Genomic DNA, 18,192 nt, shown 5'->3' with positions numbered 1-18,192 from the left:
ATGACGCGGCAGATGGTACTGGTCGGCTTCCTTCAGGCGCAGAACTGCACGAACTTGCCGAGTTCCTGGCGGCATCCGGACTCGCGCAACGATTCCATGTCGGCGGATTATTATCAGGAGATCGCCAGGATCCTCGAAGCGGGCATGTTCCACATGGCGTTCTTCGACGACCGCCTGGCGATGCCGGACCGCTACGGCAACGATCACGCCCACACCGTCGAATACGGCATCCGCTGCGTGAAGATGGACCCGCTGATCGTGCTGACCACGATGGGCATGGTCACCGAGAAGCTCGGCCTTGGCGCAACCTGCTCGACCACTTATTACGAACCGTTCGACGTCGCGCGCCGCTTTGCAACGCTCGACCTGATGTCCGGTGGGCGCGCGGGCTGGAACGTCGTCACCTCGCTCAACGACGGCGAGGCGCTCAACATGGGGCGCGACTCCCACCCGGAACATGACTCCCGCTACGACCGCGCCGACGAGTTCATGGAGGTCGTGCTCGGCCATTGGGACACCTGGGAGGACGGCGCGCTCATCATGGACAAGCAAAGCGGCCGCTTTGCCGATCCGGCCAAGGTCAAGCGGCTCGATCATAAGGGGCCGGCCTTCAAGTCACGCGGACCGTTCACCGTGCCGCGCTCGGACCAGGGCCATCCCGTGATCATCCAGGCCGGCGCGTCGGGCCGCGGCCAGCGCTTTGCGGGGCGATGGGGCGAAGTGATCTTCACCGCCGCGCGCAACCTCGCCGCCGCCAAGGACGGCTATGCTTCCGTGCGCAACGAAGCCGCCAAGGCTGGCCGCGATCCCGACCAGATGTTCCTCTGCAACTTGACGACGCCGGTCTGCGCGGCGACCAGGGCGGAGGCCGAAGACAAGATGGCGCTGATCAATAAGCTGCCGCTCGAGATCGACGCGCTGTCGCTGCTGGCCGAAGCGCTCAATTATGACTTCGCCTCCAAGGATCTCGACGAGCCGCTGACGACGGACGAGCTGAAGAGCATGCAGGGCATCTTGGGCATTCGCGACGGCGTGCTGAAGAATTCGGGCAAGAGCCACCCGAGCGCGCGCGATTTCGTCACCTTCTCCGGCCGCGGCCAGGTCCAGGACGCAATGGTCGGTGGGCCCAAGGAGATCGCGGACAAGCTGGAGGAGATGTTCGTCGAGCGCGGCTGCGACGGTTTTGTCATCGCCGCAACTTACGTGCCCGGCTCCTACGCGGACTTCGTGCAACACATCGTGCCGGAATTGCAGCGGCGCGGGCTGTTCCAGAAGGAGTACCGCGGCAAGACGTTGCGGGACAATCTCGGACTGAAGCGGCCGGCCGCCGGCGCCTGGAAGACGCGGCCCCGCGATGCCGCGGAATAGCGACGAGGACCGGACATGCGCTGGCTGAAATTCACCGCCTCGAACAAGACATCCTGGGGGATCGTCGAGGGTGACCAGGTGATCGCCGTCGATGGCGATCCCTTCAGTGAATGGCAGCGGACCTCGCGCACGCATTCGCTGGCACAGGTCAAGATCGAGCTGCCACTGATCCCGCGCACCTTCTATTGCGTCGGCCTGAACTATCTGAAGCACCTGAAGGAGGCCGCCGACAAACGCGGTGAGGTACCGGCGGTGCCCGACCGGCCCGAAATCGGCTATCGCGCGCAGAACGCGCTGATCGCGCACGATGAGGATGTCGTGATCCCGTCCTTTGCGACGGACAAGATCCACTATGAAGGCGAGCTCGTCGTTGTCATCGGCAAGAAGGTGAAGCATCTCACCGAAGCGAACGCGATGGATTGCGTGTTCGGCTGCACCATCGGCAACGATGTCAGCGAACGCAGCTGGCAGAAGGCCGACCGCAGCCTGTGGCGCTCGAAGAACGCCGATACGTTCAAGCCGATGGGACCGTGGATCGAGACCGAAGCCGATTTCGACAAGATGGAGACCATCGTCCGGGTCAACGGCAAGGAGACCAATCGTTTCGTGACCGGCGACATGATCTTCGGCGTGGTGCCGTTCCTGGTCGAGCTGACCAGATATTTCACGCTCTGGCCCGGTGATGTGATCTGGATGGGCACCGACGGTGCCTCGCCTGACATCAAGCACGGCGATGTCGTCGAGATCGAGATCACCGGCATCGGCACGTTGCGGAACAGGTTCGTGCGGGAGGGGCAATAGCTCAGCGCGCGGCCCGGGATCGGCCCTTCACATGATCGATGAAGGCTCGAAGCTTCGGCATGATTTGTCGATGGCTGGGATAGTAGAGAAACACCCCCGGCGTCATCGGCGCGAATTTCTCCAGCACGGCGACGAGTTTTCCCGTTCTGACGGCGTCGGTCGCCAGCGGCCCTGGCACTTGCGCAAGGCCGACGCCTTCGACGGCGGCACCTAACATCGTCGGGAAGTCGTTGGCGATGAAGGGTCCCGCAACGGCAATCTCGATCGAACGACCGCCGTCGTTGAGCGACCAGGGTGCGAGCGCACCGTTTGATCGCCGCAATCTCAGGCATGCGTGCTCGCGCAGATCGTCCGGCCGCCGGGGCCGGCCGCGACGTTCGAGGTAGGCCGGGCTGCCGACGATCAGGAAAGGCAACGGCTTCGTCAGGCGGACCGCAATCATGTCCGGGGAGATGAACTGCCCCATCCTGATGCCGGCATCGAAACCTCCAGCGGCGAGGTCGACCAGCTCTTCGCTTGCAGCAAGCTCCACCTCGATCTCCGGAAAGGCCTGACAGAACGAGGCGACCAGGGGCTCCAGCAGAATCGGCACGACCGAGCGCGGCACCGTGAGACGCAAGAGCCCGGCCGGTCGCTGTCCGAGGTCGCGCGCGGCCCCGCTTGCCGCGACGAGCTCCTCGAAGGCAGGCCTTGCGCGCGCAAAGAACCGTTCGCCGGCCTCGGTCAGACTGACGCTGCGAGTCGTGCGCAGGAACAGCACGGCGCCGACGCGTGCTTCGAGTGCGCGCACCGCCTGGCTGATCGCCGACGGCGTTACCCCGAGCTCAGCAGCCGCCCGGCGGAAACTGCGGTGCTGGGCGACGCTGAGGAACGCCTCCACACCGTCGAGCGCACCTTGCCGGACTGTGAAGTTCTGCTTCATGGCCTATCAATATTATCGCGAATAGTCGCTCTCGCAAAGACGGCCTTACATCAGGATCGCAAATGCGCCGCGCCGCTGGTGCGCCTGACATTTGCGACATCGCGGCAATGGCCGTGATCAGAGAGATGAAACCGATGAAGGCAATCCGCAACATCGTCCTGGCGCTCACCCTCACACTGACAGGTGTTACCTCCATGGCAGAGCCGTCCCTTGCCCAAGCACAATCCACGTCACCGACAACCGGCGTGATGGTCATTCTGACTGTCAGGCCCGGCATCACACGCGAACAGGTCATGGCGGTGATGCCCGATGAAATCAGGCAAACCACCCAGCTCTATCTCAACGGGATGGTTCGCGAATGGTATTCGCGGTCCGATGGGCGCGGTGCCGTCTTCCTGCTGAACGTCAAGGATGTCGCCGAAGGGCACGCCATCATGGAAGGCCTGCCGCTGGCGAAGCAGAACCTCATCGACCACGAGTACATCGCGGTCGGTCCGCTCATGCCGCTCCGTCTGCTCATGGCCAAACCCTGAGCGTCGCCACGTCGAGCCGGATTGATAGGCATCGTCCCGGCTCGACAGCATGGTCAACCATAGGGAACCCGAACGTGCCGAACTTCAATCTTCCATTCGTTCTCAGCGTCGCCGGCGCTTTCCTGACCAGCTCGGTGGTCGCTGCCATCTATGTTTGGCCGGCGATCCGCGTGATGCCGCGCTATGACGCCCTGAGACTCATCGCAGCTTTCCATGCGTTCAGGTTCTTGGGAATGAACTTCATGGTGACCGGGTTCGTCTCTGCGGAGTTGAGTTCGCGCTTTGCCACCGAGGTTGGATGGGGTGATCTTATCGCTGCTGTCCTTGCGCTTCTATCGATGGCGGCTCTCTCGTGGCGATGGTCGATCGCCATCCCGGTGGTCTGGATCTTCAACGTCTGGGGGACGCTTGACCTCCTGAACGCGTACTACATGGGCGCGACAAAGATCCCGGATCCCGGCCTGTTCGGCGCCGGCATTTATATCCCCACACTTTACGTACCACTGCTGCTCGTCGGCCACGCCCTTGCCTTCAGGATTCTGCTCAGGGCCGGAACAGAGAAAAAAGTCCGTGACCTCGGACAGGATCGCGATCGGTCGGATGCCGGCCGCGATGCTGCCCTTGCACACGCCCGCAACCACGGCGTTCCAAATGGAGTGAGCACATGAGCACCGATGCTGTTTCCGCCACCATGACTGCCCAGCGTCCCCTCTGGCTCAGCCTGACCTGGACCGTGCCGTTCGTCCTGCTGTGGACCTGGTTGATCATCGCGCTTCCCGCACTTCCGGAGAGCGGCTTTCCTGCGCTTGGCGTTCGGTTGATGACCCATGGACTCATTGCGCTCGGCTTGTGGCTCTGCCTCAAAAACACGGAATTGGCGCCGGCTCAGCGCCGGGCAACCTGGTTGGCCTTGATGGTCCCCTTCACGCTCTGGGCAGCCGTCACCTGGACCGCAGCCATCAACGGCGCATTCGGCGCCGGTGCTTCGCCCTTGCCGCTGCTTCCAGCGGCGATCCTGCTGCCGGTGATCGTCGGTGCGCCGGTGTTGCTGTCGTCGAAGCGGATCGGACAATTGCTCGATGCAATGCCGACGACCTGGCTCATCGCCCTTCAACTCTACCGCATCTTCGGCAGCCAATGGCTGGCTTACTGGCTGCGCGGGCTGCTCCCGGGATTGTGGGCGCTACCGGCAGGAACCGGCGATGTGCTGACTGGCCTGCTTGCCGTGCCGGCGGCCATGGCTTTGGCAACCGGGACAGCTGACGGGCGGAAGGCAGGCATCTTCTGGAACGTCTTCGGCCTGGCGGACTTGGCTGTCGCGATCACCTTGGGGATGATCATGTCGCCGGGCCCGCTCCAGCTGATCATTCCGGACGGCCCGAACATGGCGCTGGATCGTTTTCCGAACGTGCTGACCCCTGCCTTCGTCGTGCCATGCTCGATCCTGTTGCATCTCCTCTCGTTGCGCCAACTGCGCCGGCGGTCGGAGACGGTGTGAGCCACGGATTCCTGGCGAATTTGCTTCAAAACGGCAGCGCCACGCCGGTCTTGATCTCCTTCAGCACCACGTTGCTGCGGACGTAGCGGATGCCGGGAATGCGGAACATGAACTCGTCCAAGAATCTGTTGTAGGCGGCCATGTCCTGCACGACGACGCGCAAGTGATAGTCGGCATCGCCCGTGGTCGCAAAGCACTCCAGCACCTCGCGGCGCTTGGTGACCCGAGACACAAACTCGTCGACGAACTTCGCGTCATGCCGCTCCAGCGAGACGTGGAGGATGGCGGACATCGCGAAGCCCGCCCGCTCGCGATCGATCAGCGCGGCGTAGCCACGGATGACGCGGCTTTCCTCCAGCGCGCGCACCCGCCGCCAGCAGGCCGAGGTGGACATGCCGACCTCATCGGCAAGTTGCTGGTTGGTGGCGCGGCCGTCCTTCTGGAGGTGCGCAAGAATCCGCGTGTCCTGCTCTTCGATCATGAAATCCCGCCAAACTGGATAATTTCACCGAATAATAGGTCAAATCGGACATATCTACCAGAACTGCACCGTCTATCGGGAAAGATAGGTAAGACCTACCAGCCGGCCGGGCCTAACCTCTGCTGATCCGGCAGGGAATGCCGCGGGAGGTCCGCATGGACGCCATTCCGACCCTCGACACCTACGAACTCTCCGACCGCTACGACCGTGAGGAAGGCCGTGTCTTCCTGACCGGCACACAGGCGATCGTCCGTGTCGCACTTGACCAAGTCAGGCGCGATCGCGCGCGCGGCCTCAACACCGCCGGCTTCATTTCCGGCTATCGCGGCTCGCCGCTCGGCGGCATCGATCTCGAGCTCTGGCGCATCCCGGAACGGCTCAAGCGTGACCGCATCGAATTCCTCCCCGCCGTGAACGAGGACCTTGCGGCGACCGCCGTGCTCGGCTCGCAGCAGGTCGAGACGCAAGCCGACCGCGAGGTCGATGGCGTGTTCGGGCTCTGGTACGGCAAGGGCCCTGGCGTCGACCGCTCCGGCGATGCGCTCAAGCACGGCAACGCCTATGGCTCCTCGCCGCATGGCGGCGTGCTGGTGGTTGCAGGCGACGACCATGGCTGCGTCTCGTCCTCGATGCCGCACCAGTCCGACGTCGCCTTCATGAGCTGGTTCATGCCGACGCTGCACCCCGCAAGCGTCAGCGAATATCTCGCATTCGGCGAATATGGCTACGCGCTGAGCCGCTTCTCCGGCATGTGGGTCGGCTTCAAGGCCATTTCGGAGATCGTGGAGTCGGGCGCCTCCGTGGCGCTAAGCCCGCCCCGCGACTTCCGCGCGCCCGACTTCACGCCGCCACCGGGCGGCCTGCACTATCGCTGGCCCGACCTGCCCGGACCGCAGATCGAGGAGCGGCTGGAAGCGAAGAAGCACGCGGTCTACGCCTTTGCGAAGGCCAATCCGATCGACAGGCACATCTACGACATTCCGAACGCGACCTACGGCATCGTCACCACGGGCAAGGCGCATCTCGACCTGATGGAAGCGCTGCGGCTGTTGGGCCTCGATGAAGCGGCCTGCCGCAGCATAGGCATCGACGTTTACAAGGTCGGCATGGTCTGGCCGCTGGCGCTGCATGACGCGATGGAATTCGTGAAGGGCAAGCGCGAGATTCTCGTGGTCGAGGAGAAGCGCGGCATCATCGAGAGCCAGTTCAAGGAATATTTCTACGACTATCCGGGCACGAAGCCCGAGCGCATGGTCGGCAAGCACGACGAGCAAGGAGCGCGGCTGATCTCCTGGATCGGCGAATTGTCGCCGCGCGCGCTGACTGCCGTGCTGGCGCGGCGGCTCGACCCGATGTTTCCGGGCCTCAATCTCGCCGCGCGGGCGGCTGCGTTGATGCCGGAGGCGGCACGCACGATCAACGTCCCAGGCGCGACGCGCACACCCTATTTCTGCTCGGGATGTCCGCACAACATTTCGACCAAGGTGCCGGAGGGCTCCAAGGCATTGGCCGGCATCGGTTGCCACTTCATGGCAAGCTGGATGGACCGCGAGACCTCCTCGCTGATCCAGATGGGCGGTGAGGGCGTGAACTGGGCGGCTTCATCGAAATTCACCGGCCACAAGCACGTGTTTCAGAATCTCGGTGAAGGCACCTATTATCACTCGGGCTCGATGGCGATCCGGCAGGCGATCGCCGCCAAGGCCAACATCACCTACAAGATCCTGTTCAACGACGCCGTCGCAATGACCGGCGGCCAGCCGGTCGACGGGCCCATCAGCGTGTATGCCATCGCTCACAGCGTCCGCGCCGAAGGTGTTGAGCGCATCGCGCTGGTGTCGGACCATCCCGCGCAATTTTCTCCGCCCGACCTGCCAACCGGCGTCACAATCCATCCACGCGAGGAGATGGACGCCGTGCAGCGCGAACTGCGCGGCGTGCCCGGCGTCTCCGTGCTGATCTACCAGCAGACCTGCGCCACGGAGAAGCGGCGGCGGCGCAAGCGCGGCCAGATGGACGACCCGAAGCGCTTTGCCTACATCAATGATCTCGTCTGCGAAGGTTGCGGCGATTGCTCGGTCGAGTCCAACTGTCTCAGCGTCGAGCCGAAGGAAACGCCGTTCGGCCGCAAGCGCCAGATCAATCTGTCGGCCTGCAACAAGGACTTTTCCTGCCTCAACGGCTTCTGTCCGAGCTTTGTTACCGTCGAGGGCGCGACGCGCCGGAAGAAGACCGCGAGCCAGATCGACGCGATCGGCCGCGCCGCGACGCTTCCCCTGCCCGCCTTCGCGACGCTCGACCGGCCCTACGACCTGCTCGTGACCGGCGTCGGCGGCACCGGCGTGATCACGGTCGGTGCGCTGATCGGTATGGCCGCGCATCTCGAGCCAAGCGGCGTCTCGGTGCTGGATTTTACCGGCTTTGCGCAAAAATTCGGGCCCGTGCTGAGCTACATCCGGCTTGCCGCTTCCCCCGACGCGCTGCATCAGGTGCGCATCGACCAGGGCGCGGCCGACGCGTTGATCGGCTGCGACCTCGTCGTGAGCTCCTCGCCGAAGGCCTCCGGCACCTACCGCCGCGGCACGCGCGCCGCGATCAATACCGCGGAGATGCCGACCGGCGACGTCGTCCGCTTCCGCGATGCCGACCTCGCCTCGCCTGCCCGCCTGCGCGCGATCGGCCGCGTGATCGGCGACAACAATCTCGACACGCTCAACGCGAATGCGCTGGCCGAACGGCTGCTCGGCGATGCCGTCTATGCCAACATCATCATGCTGGGCTTTGCCTGGCAGCACGGACTGGTGCCGGTCTCGCTGCAAGCGCTGCTGCGCGCGATCGAGCTCAACGGCGTCGCCATCGAGCGCAACAAGCAGGCTTTCGCCTGGGGCCGCATCGCCGCTGCCGATCCGGAATTTCTGCCGAAGACGGACGATATGCCAACGGTCGAGACGCTCGACCAGCTCATTGAACGCCGCGCCGATTTCCTCACCGCCTATCAGGATGAGGCCTATGCAGCGCGCTATCGGGCGATCGTCGCGAAGGTCCGCCGCGCCGAGGCTGTCCTGAGCAGCGAGGCCCTGACCGATGCGGTGGCCCGCGCCCTGTTCAAGCTGATGGCCTACAAGGACGAATACGAGGTGGCGCGGCTGCACATGCAGAGCGGCTTCATCGACGAATTGAAGCGCGAGTTCGAGGATGGCTTCAGCATCCACTATCACGTTGCCCCGCCATTCCTGCCCTCAAGGCGCGACGCACGTGGACGTCCGCGCAAGCGCGCCTTCGGGCAGTGGATCCAGATGCCGCTCGCCATGCTGGCGCGATTGAAGGGGCTGCGCGGAACACCGTTCGATCCATTCGGCTACACCGCCGAACGGCGCGCCGAGCGCGAGCTGATCGCCTGGTACGAGGACCTGATCGACCGGATGCTCGGCGGGCTCGACGCGGCACGCCTGGCAGATCTCATCGTCGTGGCCAAGGCCCCCATGAACATCCGCGGCTATGGGCCCGTGAAAGAGGCTGCGATCGCCTCGGTCAAGTCAGAGGTCGAATCCCTGCTGGCCCAGCCGATAACGGCGCGAGCGGCCTGACCGCCGCGCCGCTCATGAATAGGGATTGATCAGCTTCTGCTGCTCGGCGCTGTGATGCACGAGCATGTCGATGAAGGTCCTGACCTTCGCCGACAGATGGTGGCGGTGCGGATAGACCGCGTTCATCGACATCTCGACCGGGCGATATTCGGGTAGGAGCCGAACGAGGTGGCCTGCTTCAAGATCGTCCTGAACCAGAAACCCGGCCATCAGGCAGACAGCCGCCCCGTCCAGCGCGACTTTCCGCAGCGCTTCCCCGCTATTGGTGACGAAGCGGCCGGAGATGCGTACCGAGGCTGGAGCACCCTTGCGGTCGAAGAAGCGCCACTCGTCGCCAAAAGGATAGTTCAAGTGACGGGCGCAATTGTGCGCGGCGAGTTCGTCGAGCTTCTGAACACGACCATGCCTCTCGAGATAATCGTGCGAACAGCACAGCACGTGCCGCCAGGTGGCGAGACTACGCACGATCAGGCTCGAATCCGGCGGCGCAGTCATGCGCAGGGCGACGTCATAGCCTTCCTCGATGAGGTCGACGTCGGCCTCGCCCATGCGCAGGTCGATCTTGAGTTCCGGATAAGTCGACAGGAGCTGCGCCACCACCGGCGCGACGAACGGCACCATATGCGTGGCGACGTGGATGCGCAGCGTACCGCGGGGCACCGACTGCAATTCGCTCGCGATGTCGTCGGCCTGCTCGAGATCGGCGAGGATCTGCGTGGCACGGTCGTAATAGGCCTTGCCGATCTCGGTGAGGCTGACCTTGCGCGTGGTGCGATTGAGCAGCCGGACGCCGAGCCGGTCCTCCAGCGCCTGGACGTGGTTGCTCACCATGCTGGTCGACATGTTGAGCTTGCGGGCTGCTGCGGAAAAGCCGCCGGTCTCGACCACCCGGCTGAAGACTTCGAGGCTGGTCAATCGGTCCATGCCGCCTGATTATCCGCTCTTGATCGATAATCGCAAGGAATTCGCCGGGATTATCCAACAGATCACCCCAGGCGGTCTCGTCCGCCTACAGGTTCGCGCGGCGTGGGCCTCGTTAGCAGCAATTGCGCGACAGGTGCGGCAATCGCTCTGGGGCAGTGGCACATCCGGTTCGGTAGACCTCAGACATCAAGGTGATATCCCCCGGACTATCCACCCTTAATGGATAATCCTTCCGGTATTTCGCTGATTATCACCGGAGCTGGAAAGACAGATAGTCTCGGCACGCCGATAGGAGACCGCCATGTCCGAAATGCCGCGCACCGAAAACTTCCAGCAAGCAACTGAAATCATTCATGATTACTCCAAGACGCCGTCGCGTCTGCCGGCCCGGCAGTTGGTGCGGCGCGCGGCGCTGGTGCTCGCGCTCCTCGCAGGCACGGCTACGGTTGCCTATTTCGGACACGACTATTGGACCACCGGCCGCTACCTCGAATCCACCGACGACGCCTATGTGAAAGCCGATTCCACGATCATCGCGCCAAAGGTCTCCGGCTACATCGCGAAGGTGCTGGTCGGCGACAACGAGAAGGTCAAAGCGGGCCAGGCGCTGGCCAAGATCGACGATCGTGACTTCAAGGCAGCGCTCGACCAGGCCCGCGCCGATGTCGCCGCCGGCGAAGCCTCGGTGCGCAACATCGATGCCCAGCTCGAATTGCAACAGCCGATCATCGCGCAGAGCACCGCCGACGTCACTGCTGCGGACGCCAATCTGAAATTCGCCCAGGAGGAACGCGCCCGCTACGACGACCTGATGAAGTCGGGCTCCGGCACGATCCAGCGCGCGCAGCAGACCGATGCGGCGCTGCGCGCCAGCACGGCGCAATTGCAGCGCGCCAAATCCGGCCTCTTGGCGGCGCAGCGCAAGGTCGACGTGCTCACCACCCAGCGCGCCCAGGCGACGGCCCAGCTCGAGCGCGCCCGTGCGGTGGCACAGCAGGCGGCGCTGAACCTGTCCTACACCGAGATCACAGCGCCGGTCGACGGCACGGTTGGCGCACGTTCGCTGCGCGTCGGCCAGTACGTGCAGGCCGGCACACAGCTGATGGCGGTGGTGCCACTCGATGCGGTCTATGTCCTTGCGAACTTCAAGGAGACTCAGCTCACACATATGCGTCCCGGCCAACCGGTCGAGCTGCGCGTCGACAGCTTCCGCAGCCAGCCCCTGCGCGGCCATATCGACAGTCTGTCGCCGGCGAGCGGGCTCGAGTTCGCTCTGCTGCCGCCGGACAACGCCACCGGCAATTTCACCAAGATCGTGCAGCGCGTGCCGGTGAAGATCGTGCTCGACGATAATAACCTCACCGGCCTGCTGCGCCCCGGCATGTCCGCGGTGCCGACCGTCGACACCAAGCAGGCGGTGCTGGCCGAACGCGAGACGACCAGACATCTCGCCGACAACACATCCCGCCCAAACGGCGGCTGAAGCTGACGAGGCTTCCATGAGCACGCTCCAACCCACCCTCAACGCCGCAGCCGACCTCCCCGCCCCCGCTGCGCCCGCCACGCCGACGGTTTCCGCAAGAACATGGATCGCCGTGATCGGCGCGACGCTAGGCGCCTTCATGGCGGTGCTGAACATCCAAATCGTCAACGCCTCGCTGGCCGACATCCAGGGTGCGATCGGTGCCGGCATCGACGACGGCGGCTGGATCTCGACCTCCTATCTGATCGCCGAGATCGTGGTGATCCCGCTCTCCGGTTGGCTTGCGCAGGTGTTCTCGATCCGCATTTATCTCCTCACCAACGCGATCCTGTTTTTGGCGCTGTCCGCGGCCTGCGCGCTGGCGCAGGATCTGTCGCAGATGATCGTGCTGCGCGCGGTGCAAGGCTTCACCGGCGGCGTGCTGATTCCAATGGCGTTCACGCTGATCATCACGTTGCTGCCGCGCGGAAAACAGCCGGTGGGCCTTGCCCTGTTCGCGCTGTCGGCGACCTTCGCGCCCGCGATCGGCCCGACTATCGGCGGCTATCTCACCGAGAATTTCGGCTGGCAATACATCTTCTACGTCAACCTCGTTCCCGGCGCGATCATGGTCGGCATGCTCTGGTACGCGCTCGACGCAAAGCCCATGAAGCTGTCGTTACTGCGCGAGGGCGACTGGGCCGGCATCATCACCATGGCAATCGGCCTGTCCGCGCTCCAGACCGTGCTGGAGGAAGGCAACAAGGACGACTGGTTCGGCTCCCCCTTCATCGTGAAACTGTCGGTGATCGCCGTCGTTGCGCTGACTGCGTTCCTGATCATCGAGCTCACGGTCAAGAAGCCGCTCCTGAACCTTCGCCTGCTCGTGCGCCGCAATTTCGGCTTCGGCATGCTCGCGAACTTCCTGCTCGGCGTCGCGCTCTACGGCTCGGTCTTCATCCTGCCGCAATATCTGGCTCGCATCCAGGGCTACAACGCCGAGCAGATCGGCTTGGTGCTGGCATGGACCGGCTTGCCGCAGCTCATGCTGATTCCGCTGGTGCCGCGGCTGATGCAGAAGTTCGACGCGAGGATCATCATCGGTGTCGGTTTCGTCCTGTTCGCGGCCTCCAACTTCATGAATATCTATATGACCAGCAACTATGCCGCCGATCAGTTGCTCTGGCCCAATGTGGTTCGGGCGATCGGCCAGGCGCTGGTGATGGCGCCGCTGTCCGCGGTGGCGACATCAGGCATCGAACCGGAAAACGCGGGCTCGGCGTCCGGCCTGTTCAACATGATGCGCAATCTCGGCGGCGCCGTCGGCATCGCGCTGCTGCAGACCGTGCTGACCAAGCGCGAGCAGTATCACTCCAACGTGCTGATGCAGTCGGTCTCGGTATTCGAGCAGGCGACGCGCACGCGGCTGGAGCAGCTCACGCAATATTTCATCAATCACGGCATCCTGGACCATGCGGATGCGTCGCATCGTGCCTATGTCGCGATCGGCCGCATCGTGCAGAAGCAGGCCTATATCCTCGCCTTCAGCGACACCTTCTATCTGCTCGGCGCGGCGCTGATCGTTGCCCTGATCGCGGCTCTGTTCCTGAAGAAGCCCGGCCAGACTTCCGCCGGCGGAGCCCACTGACCTCACCCCACGAAAGGAGAACGACCATGAAGCCTCGCATGAACTACTACCAGGCCGCGCCCGACACGATCAAAGCACTGATGGCGCTGGAGACGCAGATCCAGTCGACGGGCCTGGAAAAATCACTGATCGAGCTCGTCAAGATCAGGGCCTCGCAGATCAACGGCTGCGCCTATTGCATCAACATGCACACCGAGGACGCCCGCAAGCGCGGCGAGACCGAGCAGCGCATCTATCTGCTCAACGCCTGGCGCGAATCCCCGCTCTATTCCGACCGCGAGCGCGCCGCACTGGCCTGGACGGAAGCGGTGACGCTGATCTCGCAGACGCATGCGCCGGACGACGTCTACGAGCAGGTCCGGGCACATTTCTCCGAGGAGGAGACCGTGAACCTGACCATGCTGATCGGCGCCATCAACGCCTGGAACAGGATTGCGATCTCGTTCCGCGCGGTTCACCCGGTCAAGGTGAAGGCGTCGGTAGCGTAAGGGTTGGTCGCTGTCACAACTCACGCCGCCGTCATGCCCCGCGAAGGCGGGGCATCCAGTATTCCAGTCTCGTAGGGTGGGCAAAGCGACTTGTCCGCCGTAGCTCGCAGAGCGAAGGCGGAAGCGTGCCCACCTTGTTTCAGCGAACGCGAGAGAAATGGTGGGCACGGCGCAAAAGCGCCTTTGCCCACCCTACGATAGCTGAGTGTGTGGCTCAAACCGCCGTCGCCTTGGCGAACTCCACGTAGATCTCGCGCAGCCGCGTTGCCGTCGGGCCGGGCTTGCCATCGCCGATCTTCTTGCCGTCGATCGCGACCACCGGCTGGACGAACAGTGAGGCCGACGTCGCAAAAGCCTCCTTGGCGGCGAGCGCCTCGGCCACCGTGAAAGAACGCTCCTCGACGCGGAGCTGCCGCTCTTCAGCGAGCGCCACCACGGCCTTGCGAGTGCAGCCCGGCAGAATCGCGTTGGAGTTCTTACGGGTCACGATGACGTCGTCCTGTGTCAGGATGAATGCCGAGGACGAGCCGCCTTCGGTGACATAGCCGTCTTCCAGCATCCAGGCTTCGCCGGCGCCGGCTTCGGCCGCGGCCTGCTTCGCCAGCACCTGCGCCAGCAGCGCCACGCTCTTGATGTCGCGCCGCTCCCAGCGGATGTCCGGCACGGTGATCACGTTGATGCCCGTCTTCGCCGACGCCGCGTTGATAATGTCCTTCTCCGAGGTGAACATCACCAGGCTCGACTTGACGTCGCCCTTGGGAAACGCGAAGTCGCGGCCCTTGTCGGCGCCGCGCGTCACCTGGAGGTAGACGAGACCGCTCTCGACCTTGTTGCGCGCGATCAGCTCTTTCTGGAGCTCGGTTATGCGCTCGACCGTCTCGGGCAACTTCAGCTTGATCTCGCCGACCGAGCGCTCCAGCCGCGCCAGATGTGAGGCGTTGTCGACCAGCTTGCCGTCGAGCACGGCCGAGACCTCGTAGATGCCGTCGGCGAACAGGAAGCCGCGATCGAGGATCGAGACTTTCGCGTCCGAGAGCGGGACGAATGAGCCGTTGACGTAGGCGATCGAGTCCAAGGCAGGTCTCCTGGCGGGGAATGGGAAATTTGGGGCGTTATACGCGAAACGGGGGTCGCGATCACCCCTCTATTCGTCATTCCGGGGCGGCGCGAAGCGACGAGCTATGATGCGCATCCGAGAATCCATTTCACCTCGCGTCCTGCCGCTCGATGGATTCCGGGCCCGCGCCAAGAGGCGCGTCCCGGAATGACGACAGGAATTAATGCGACAGAATCTTCGACAAGAACTTCTGCGCGCGGTCGCTGCGGGGCTTACCGAAGAAATCGTCCTTCGCGGCGTCCTCGACGATCTCGCCGCGGTCCATGAAGATGACGCGGTTGGCGACCTTGCGGGCAAAGCCCATCTCGTGGGTCACCACCATCATGGTCATGCCTTCGCGGGCGAGGTCGACCATGACGTCGAGCACCTCGCTGATCATCTCCGGATCGAGCGCCGAGGTTGGCTCGTCGAACAGCATGGCGATGGGGTCCATGGCGAGCGCGCGTGCGATGGCGACGCGCTGCTGCTGGCCACCGGAGAGCTGCGCCGGAAACTTCTGCGCCTGCTCTTTCAATCCGACGCGCTCCAAAAGCTGCATGCCCTTGGTCAGCGCCTTGTCGTGCGACCGCCCCAGCACCTTCTCCTGCGCGAGGCAGAGATTGTCGATGATCTTGAGGTGCGGAAACAGCTCGAAGTGCTGGAACACCATGCCGACGCGCGAACGCAGCTTCGGCAGATCGGTCTTGGGATCGTTGACCTTGGTGCCGTCGACCAGGATGTCGCCGCTCTGGAACGGCTCCAGCGCATTGACGCATTTGATCAGCGTCGACTTGCCCGAGCCCGACGGACCGCAGACCACGACCACCTCGCCCTTGGTGACGCTGGTGGTGCAATCCGTCAGCACCTGGAAACTCGGAGTGTACCATTTGTTGACGTGGCTGATTTCGATCATGACCGACACGCTCTAGCGAATGATGGCGATGCGCGCCTGGAGCCGGCGGACGCCGAACGACGCGATACAGGAAATGGTGAAGTAGACGACAGCTGCGAACAGATACATTTCGACCAGGCGCCCGTCGCGCTGCGCCACCTTGCTGGCGGCGCCGAGGAAGTCGGTGATCGACAGCACGTAGACCAGCGAGGTGTCCTGGAACAGCACGATGGTCTGCGTGATCAGGACCGGCAGCATGTTGCGGAAGGCCTGCGGCAGCACGACGTAGCGCATGGTCTGGGCGTAAGTCAGCCCCAGCGCGCTGGCCGCGGCGGGCTGCCCGCGCGAGATCGACTGGATGCCGGCGCGCATGATCTCGGAGAAATACGCCGCCTCGAACATGATGAAGGTGATGAGCGAGGATGCGAACGCGCCGACGCTGATCGGGCGCGAGGCGCCGGTCAGCCACTGCCCGATATAGGGCACCAGGAAGTAGAACCAGAAGATGACCAGCACCAGCGGCAGCGAGCGCATGAAGTCGACATAGACGCCGGCGATGCGGCCAAGGATCTTGAAGCCGGACAGGCGCATCAGGGCGAGCGCCGTGCCGAAGATGAGACCGCCGAGAGCCGCGAGCCCCGTTAGCGTCAGCGTGAAGGTCATGCCCTCGTAGAACAGGTAGGGCAACGCGCGGCGGATGACGTCGAAATCGAAATTGCCGAGCATCGCTTATTTCCCCGTGATGTAGCCGGGGATCGCAACCCAGCGCTCGAGGAAGCGCATCGCGGTCACGACGACGGCGTTGACGAGGAGGTAGAGGATGGTCGCGGCGGTGAAGGCCTCGAACACCTGGAACGAGAATTCCTGCATGGAGCGCGCCTGTCCGGTCAGCTCGAGCAGACCGATGGTGATCGCGACCGCTGTGTTCTTGATGGTGTTGAGGAACTCGGACGTCAGCGGCGGCAGGATGATGCGGAACGCCATCGGCAGCAGCACGTAGCGATAGCCCTGCACCGTGGTCAGACCCAGCGCGGTTGCCGCCATCTTCTGCCCACGCGGCAGCGACAAGATGCCGGCCTGCAGCTGCACGGCCACGCGCGCCGACATGAAGAAGCCGACGCCGATCGCGGCCGTCCAGAACGGCGCGTTCGGCAGCTGCTTCAACCAGAGGCCTGCGGCCTTCGGCAGGATTTCCGGCAGCACGAAGAACCACAGGAACAGCTGCACCAGAAGCGGCATGTTGCGGAAGAATTCGACATAGGCGAAGCCGAACCAGGTGGCGCCCTTCGACGGCAGCGTCCGCATCACGCCGACGATCGAGCCGGTGATCAGCGCGATGACCCAGGCCAGCGCCGCCGTCTTGAGGGTCAGCACCAGGCCCGCCAGCAGCATATCGAGATAGGTGCCGGTCCCCATCGGGTTCGGCTGGAAAAAGATTCCCCAGTTCCAGTTATAGTTCACGTGTCCCCCGCGCGAACGCGCCAGTCATGGATGTCCCGGCGCCTATGCAAATGTCCGGCCACCCTGGTGTCAAGAGTGGCCGGACATGATTCCGATCGAAAGATCGAGGTCTATATTACTTATAGTCGTCCGGGTTCGGCGAGTCTGTCGGCTTGGCGAACTCGTTCTTCAACTCGGCCGAGATCGGCGTGTTGAGGTTCAGTCCCTTAGGCGGGATTTTCTGGGTGAACCATTTGTCGTAGATCTTCTGGGCTTCGCCGGACGTGTAGAGGGCCGCCGTCGCCGCATCGACCACCTTCTTGAAGGGGGCGTCGTCCTTGCGCAGCATGATGCCATAGGGCTCGGGCTTGGAGAACGCGTCCTTGGAGATGGCATAGTCGTTCGGCGACTTCGAGCCGGCAACGAGGCTCGCCAGCAGGATGTCGTCCATCACGAAGGCGACGGCGCGGTCGGTCTCGACCATCAGGAAGGCTTCGGCGTGGTCCTTGGCCGGAATGATGTTGGCGCCGAGGCCCTTCGCGACGTTGGCTTCGGTGAGCTGCTTGATGTTGGTGGTGCCGGCGGTCGAGACCACCGCCTTGCCCTTGAGATCGTCGATCGACTTCAGGCCGCTCGACTTCTTGAACACGTAGCGGCTGGCCGTCAGGAAGTGGGTGTTGGTGAAGGCGACCTGCTTCTGGCGCTCGGCGTTGTTGGTCGTCGAGCCGCATTCGAGATCGATCGTGCCGTTCGCCATCAAGGGGATGCGGGTTGCCGAGGTCACCGGGTTGAGCTTGACCTCGAGCTTGTCGAGCTTGAGCTCCTTCTTCACGGCGTCGACGATCTTGTAGCAGATGTCCATCGCGAACCCGACGGGCTTCTGGTTGTCGTCGAGATAGGAGAACGGGATCGAGGAGTCGCGGAAGCCCAGCGTGATCGCGCCGGTGTCCTTGATGTTCTTCAGCGTGCCGGTCAGCCCCTGGGCCCCGGCCTGGCTGACGACGAAGGTCGCGGCCAGCGCGAGCCCGATGTGACGGAAATGTTTCACTTTT

17 protein-coding genes are annotated in these 18,192 nt (G+C 63.7%); 9 read left to right on the top strand and 8 right to left on the bottom strand.

Going from position 1 to position 18,192, the window contains the following annotated elements:
• On the top strand, positions 1-1,368 hold the full coding sequence (locus ACNJX8_RS05185; protein ID WP_439359813.1) for an LLM class flavin-dependent oxidoreductase: 1,368 nt from the start codon (positions 1-3) through the stop codon (positions 1,366-1,368).
• A gap of 15 nt (positions 1,369-1,383) precedes the next feature.
• Complete coding sequence (locus ACNJX8_RS05180) at positions 1,384-2,169, top strand: fumarylacetoacetate hydrolase family protein (protein WP_439359812.1); 786 nt, start codon at positions 1,384-1,386, stop codon at positions 2,167-2,169.
• 1 nt (position 2,170) lies between these two features.
• Here the strand turns inward: ACNJX8_RS05180 and ACNJX8_RS05175 are convergent, their stop codons facing one another.
• Positions 2,171-3,091 (bottom strand): LysR substrate-binding domain-containing protein, encoded by a 921-nt coding sequence (locus ACNJX8_RS05175; protein WP_128931342.1) that lies wholly within the window; start codon positions 3,089-3,091, stop codon positions 2,171-2,173.
• 62 nt (positions 3,092-3,153) lie between these two features.
• On the opposite strand from ACNJX8_RS05175, the gene ACNJX8_RS05170 reads away from it, so the two are divergent.
• The 3 genes from ACNJX8_RS05170 to ACNJX8_RS05160 all read left to right on the top strand — a co-directional run bounded on the left by ACNJX8_RS05170 (position 3,154) and on the right by ACNJX8_RS05160 (position 5,122).
• Entirely contained in the window at positions 3,154-3,624 is a 471-nt protein-coding gene (locus tag ACNJX8_RS05170; RefSeq protein ID WP_439359811.1) for a hypothetical protein, read from the top strand.
• Between the two features lie 74 nt (positions 3,625-3,698).
• Positions 3,699-4,292, top strand: coding sequence for a hypothetical protein (locus tag ACNJX8_RS05165; protein ID WP_439359810.1), 594 nt, complete (start codon positions 3,699-3,701; stop codon positions 4,290-4,292).
• Positions 4,289-5,122, top strand: coding sequence for an MFS transporter (locus ACNJX8_RS05160; protein WP_439359809.1), 834 nt, complete (start codon positions 4,289-4,291; stop codon positions 5,120-5,122). The genes ACNJX8_RS05165 and ACNJX8_RS05160 overlap by 4 nt, the downstream gene beginning before the upstream one ends.
• Positions 5,123-5,147: 25 nt before the next feature.
• Here the strand turns inward: ACNJX8_RS05160 and ACNJX8_RS05155 are convergent, their stop codons facing one another.
• Positions 5,148-5,603 (bottom strand): Lrp/AsnC family transcriptional regulator, encoded by a 456-nt coding sequence (locus ACNJX8_RS05155; RefSeq protein ID WP_091887029.1) that lies wholly within the window; start codon positions 5,601-5,603, stop codon positions 5,148-5,150.
• 155 nt (positions 5,604-5,758) lie between these two features.
• Between ACNJX8_RS05155 and ACNJX8_RS05150 the strand changes: the two genes are divergently transcribed.
• The gene (locus ACNJX8_RS05150) at positions 5,759-9,190 is read left to right on the top strand and encodes an indolepyruvate ferredoxin oxidoreductase family protein (protein ID WP_439359808.1); all 3,432 of its coding nucleotides are present in this window, start codon (positions 5,759-5,761) and stop codon (positions 9,188-9,190) included.
• A gap of 12 nt (positions 9,191-9,202) precedes the next feature.
• Here ACNJX8_RS05150 and ACNJX8_RS05145 read toward each other — a convergent pair whose 3' ends face one another.
• Complete coding sequence (locus ACNJX8_RS05145) at positions 9,203-10,114, bottom strand: LysR family transcriptional regulator (protein WP_439359807.1); 912 nt, start codon at positions 10,112-10,114, stop codon at positions 9,203-9,205.
• 301 nt (positions 10,115-10,415) lie between these two features.
• Between ACNJX8_RS05145 and ACNJX8_RS05140 the strand changes: the two genes are divergently transcribed.
• The 3 genes from ACNJX8_RS05140 to ACNJX8_RS05130 are packed head-to-tail and all read left to right on the top strand — an operon-like array spanning position 10,416 to position 13,712.
• Complete coding sequence (locus ACNJX8_RS05140; protein ID WP_439359806.1) at positions 10,416-11,597, top strand: HlyD family secretion protein; 1,182 nt, start codon at positions 10,416-10,418, stop codon at positions 11,595-11,597.
• A gap of 16 nt (positions 11,598-11,613) precedes the next feature.
• Complete coding sequence (locus ACNJX8_RS05135; protein WP_128947458.1) at positions 11,614-13,224, top strand: DHA2 family efflux MFS transporter permease subunit; 1,611 nt, start codon at positions 11,614-11,616, stop codon at positions 13,222-13,224.
• Between the two features lie 26 nt (positions 13,225-13,250).
• A complete protein-coding gene (locus tag ACNJX8_RS05130; protein WP_128931335.1) occupies positions 13,251-13,712 on the top strand; it encodes a carboxymuconolactone decarboxylase family protein in 462 nt (153 codons plus the stop codon).
• Between the two features lie 214 nt (positions 13,713-13,926).
• Here the strand turns inward: ACNJX8_RS05130 and ACNJX8_RS05125 are convergent, their stop codons facing one another.
• The 5 genes from ACNJX8_RS05125 to ACNJX8_RS05105 form a co-directional block, all read right to left on the bottom strand.
• Positions 13,927-14,787: a D-amino-acid transaminase gene (locus ACNJX8_RS05125; protein ID WP_128931334.1), complete on the bottom strand. Its 861-nt coding sequence runs from the start codon at positions 14,785-14,787 to the stop codon at positions 13,927-13,929.
• Between the two features lie 202 nt (positions 14,788-14,989).
• On the bottom strand, positions 14,990-15,721 hold the full coding sequence (locus ACNJX8_RS05120; RefSeq protein ID WP_128931333.1) for an amino acid ABC transporter ATP-binding protein: 732 nt from the start codon (positions 15,719-15,721) through the stop codon (positions 14,990-14,992).
• Positions 15,722-15,733: 12 nt separating this feature from the next.
• Positions 15,734-16,426 (bottom strand): amino acid ABC transporter permease, encoded by a 693-nt coding sequence (locus tag ACNJX8_RS05115; protein ID WP_091887045.1) that lies wholly within the window; start codon positions 16,424-16,426, stop codon positions 15,734-15,736.
• 3 nt (positions 16,427-16,429) lie between these two features.
• Positions 16,430-17,161 carry an amino acid ABC transporter permease gene (locus ACNJX8_RS05110; protein ID WP_128939881.1) on the bottom strand — a complete coding sequence of 244 codons (732 nt, stop codon included), beginning with the start codon at positions 17,159-17,161 and terminating at the stop codon, positions 16,430-16,432.
• 115 nt (positions 17,162-17,276) lie between these two features.
• Complete coding sequence (locus tag ACNJX8_RS05105; protein WP_249759518.1) at positions 17,277-18,188, bottom strand: amino acid ABC transporter substrate-binding protein; 912 nt, start codon at positions 18,186-18,188, stop codon at positions 17,277-17,279.
• Between the last annotated feature and the right edge of the window lie 4 nt (positions 18,189-18,192).

This window comes from Bradyrhizobium sp. SPXBL-04 (genome assembly GCF_051853035.1).
Lineage (GTDB): Bacteria > Pseudomonadota > Alphaproteobacteria > Rhizobiales > Xanthobacteraceae > Bradyrhizobium > Bradyrhizobium zhanjiangense.
This window is presented reverse-complemented; position numbering and strand designations above follow the sequence as displayed.

Excerpts from the sequence above, each read along its gene's own strand:
- ACNJX8_RS05150 (WP_439359808.1), top strand. The coding sequence starts at position 5,759 with ATGGACGCCATTCCGACCCTCGACACCTACGAACTCTCCGACCGCTAC.
- ACNJX8_RS05120 (WP_128931333.1), bottom strand. The coding sequence starts at position 15,721 with ATGATCGAAATCAGCCACGTCAACAAATGGTACACTCCGAGTTTCCAG.
- ACNJX8_RS05130 (WP_128931335.1), top strand. The coding sequence starts at position 13,251 with ATGAAGCCTCGCATGAACTACTACCAGGCCGCGCCCGACACGATCAAA.
- ACNJX8_RS05140 (WP_439359806.1), top strand. The coding sequence starts at position 10,416 with ATGTCCGAAATGCCGCGCACCGAAAACTTCCAGCAAGCAACTGAAATC.
- ACNJX8_RS05175 (WP_128931342.1), bottom strand. The coding sequence starts at position 3,091 with ATGAAGCAGAACTTCACAGTCCGGCAAGGTGCGCTCGACGGTGTGGAG.
- ACNJX8_RS05155 (WP_091887029.1), bottom strand. The coding sequence starts at position 5,603 with ATGATCGAAGAGCAGGACACGCGGATTCTTGCGCACCTCCAGAAGGAC.
- ACNJX8_RS05160 (WP_439359809.1), top strand. The coding sequence starts at position 4,289 with ATGAGCACCGATGCTGTTTCCGCCACCATGACTGCCCAGCGTCCCCTC.
- ACNJX8_RS05135 (WP_128947458.1), top strand. The coding sequence starts at position 11,614 with ATGAGCACGCTCCAACCCACCCTCAACGCCGCAGCCGACCTCCCCGCC.
- ACNJX8_RS05180 (WP_439359812.1), top strand. The coding sequence starts at position 1,384 with ATGCGCTGGCTGAAATTCACCGCCTCGAACAAGACATCCTGGGGGATC.
- ACNJX8_RS05145 (WP_439359807.1), bottom strand. The coding sequence starts at position 10,114 with ATGGACCGATTGACCAGCCTCGAAGTCTTCAGCCGGGTGGTCGAGACC.
- ACNJX8_RS05185 (WP_439359813.1), top strand. The coding sequence starts at position 1 with ATGACGCGGCAGATGGTACTGGTCGGCTTCCTTCAGGCGCAGAACTGC.
- ACNJX8_RS05115 (WP_091887045.1), bottom strand. The coding sequence starts at position 16,426 with ATGCTCGGCAATTTCGATTTCGACGTCATCCGCCGCGCGTTGCCCTAC.
- ACNJX8_RS05170 (WP_439359811.1), top strand. The coding sequence starts at position 3,154 with ATGCGCCGCGCCGCTGGTGCGCCTGACATTTGCGACATCGCGGCAATG.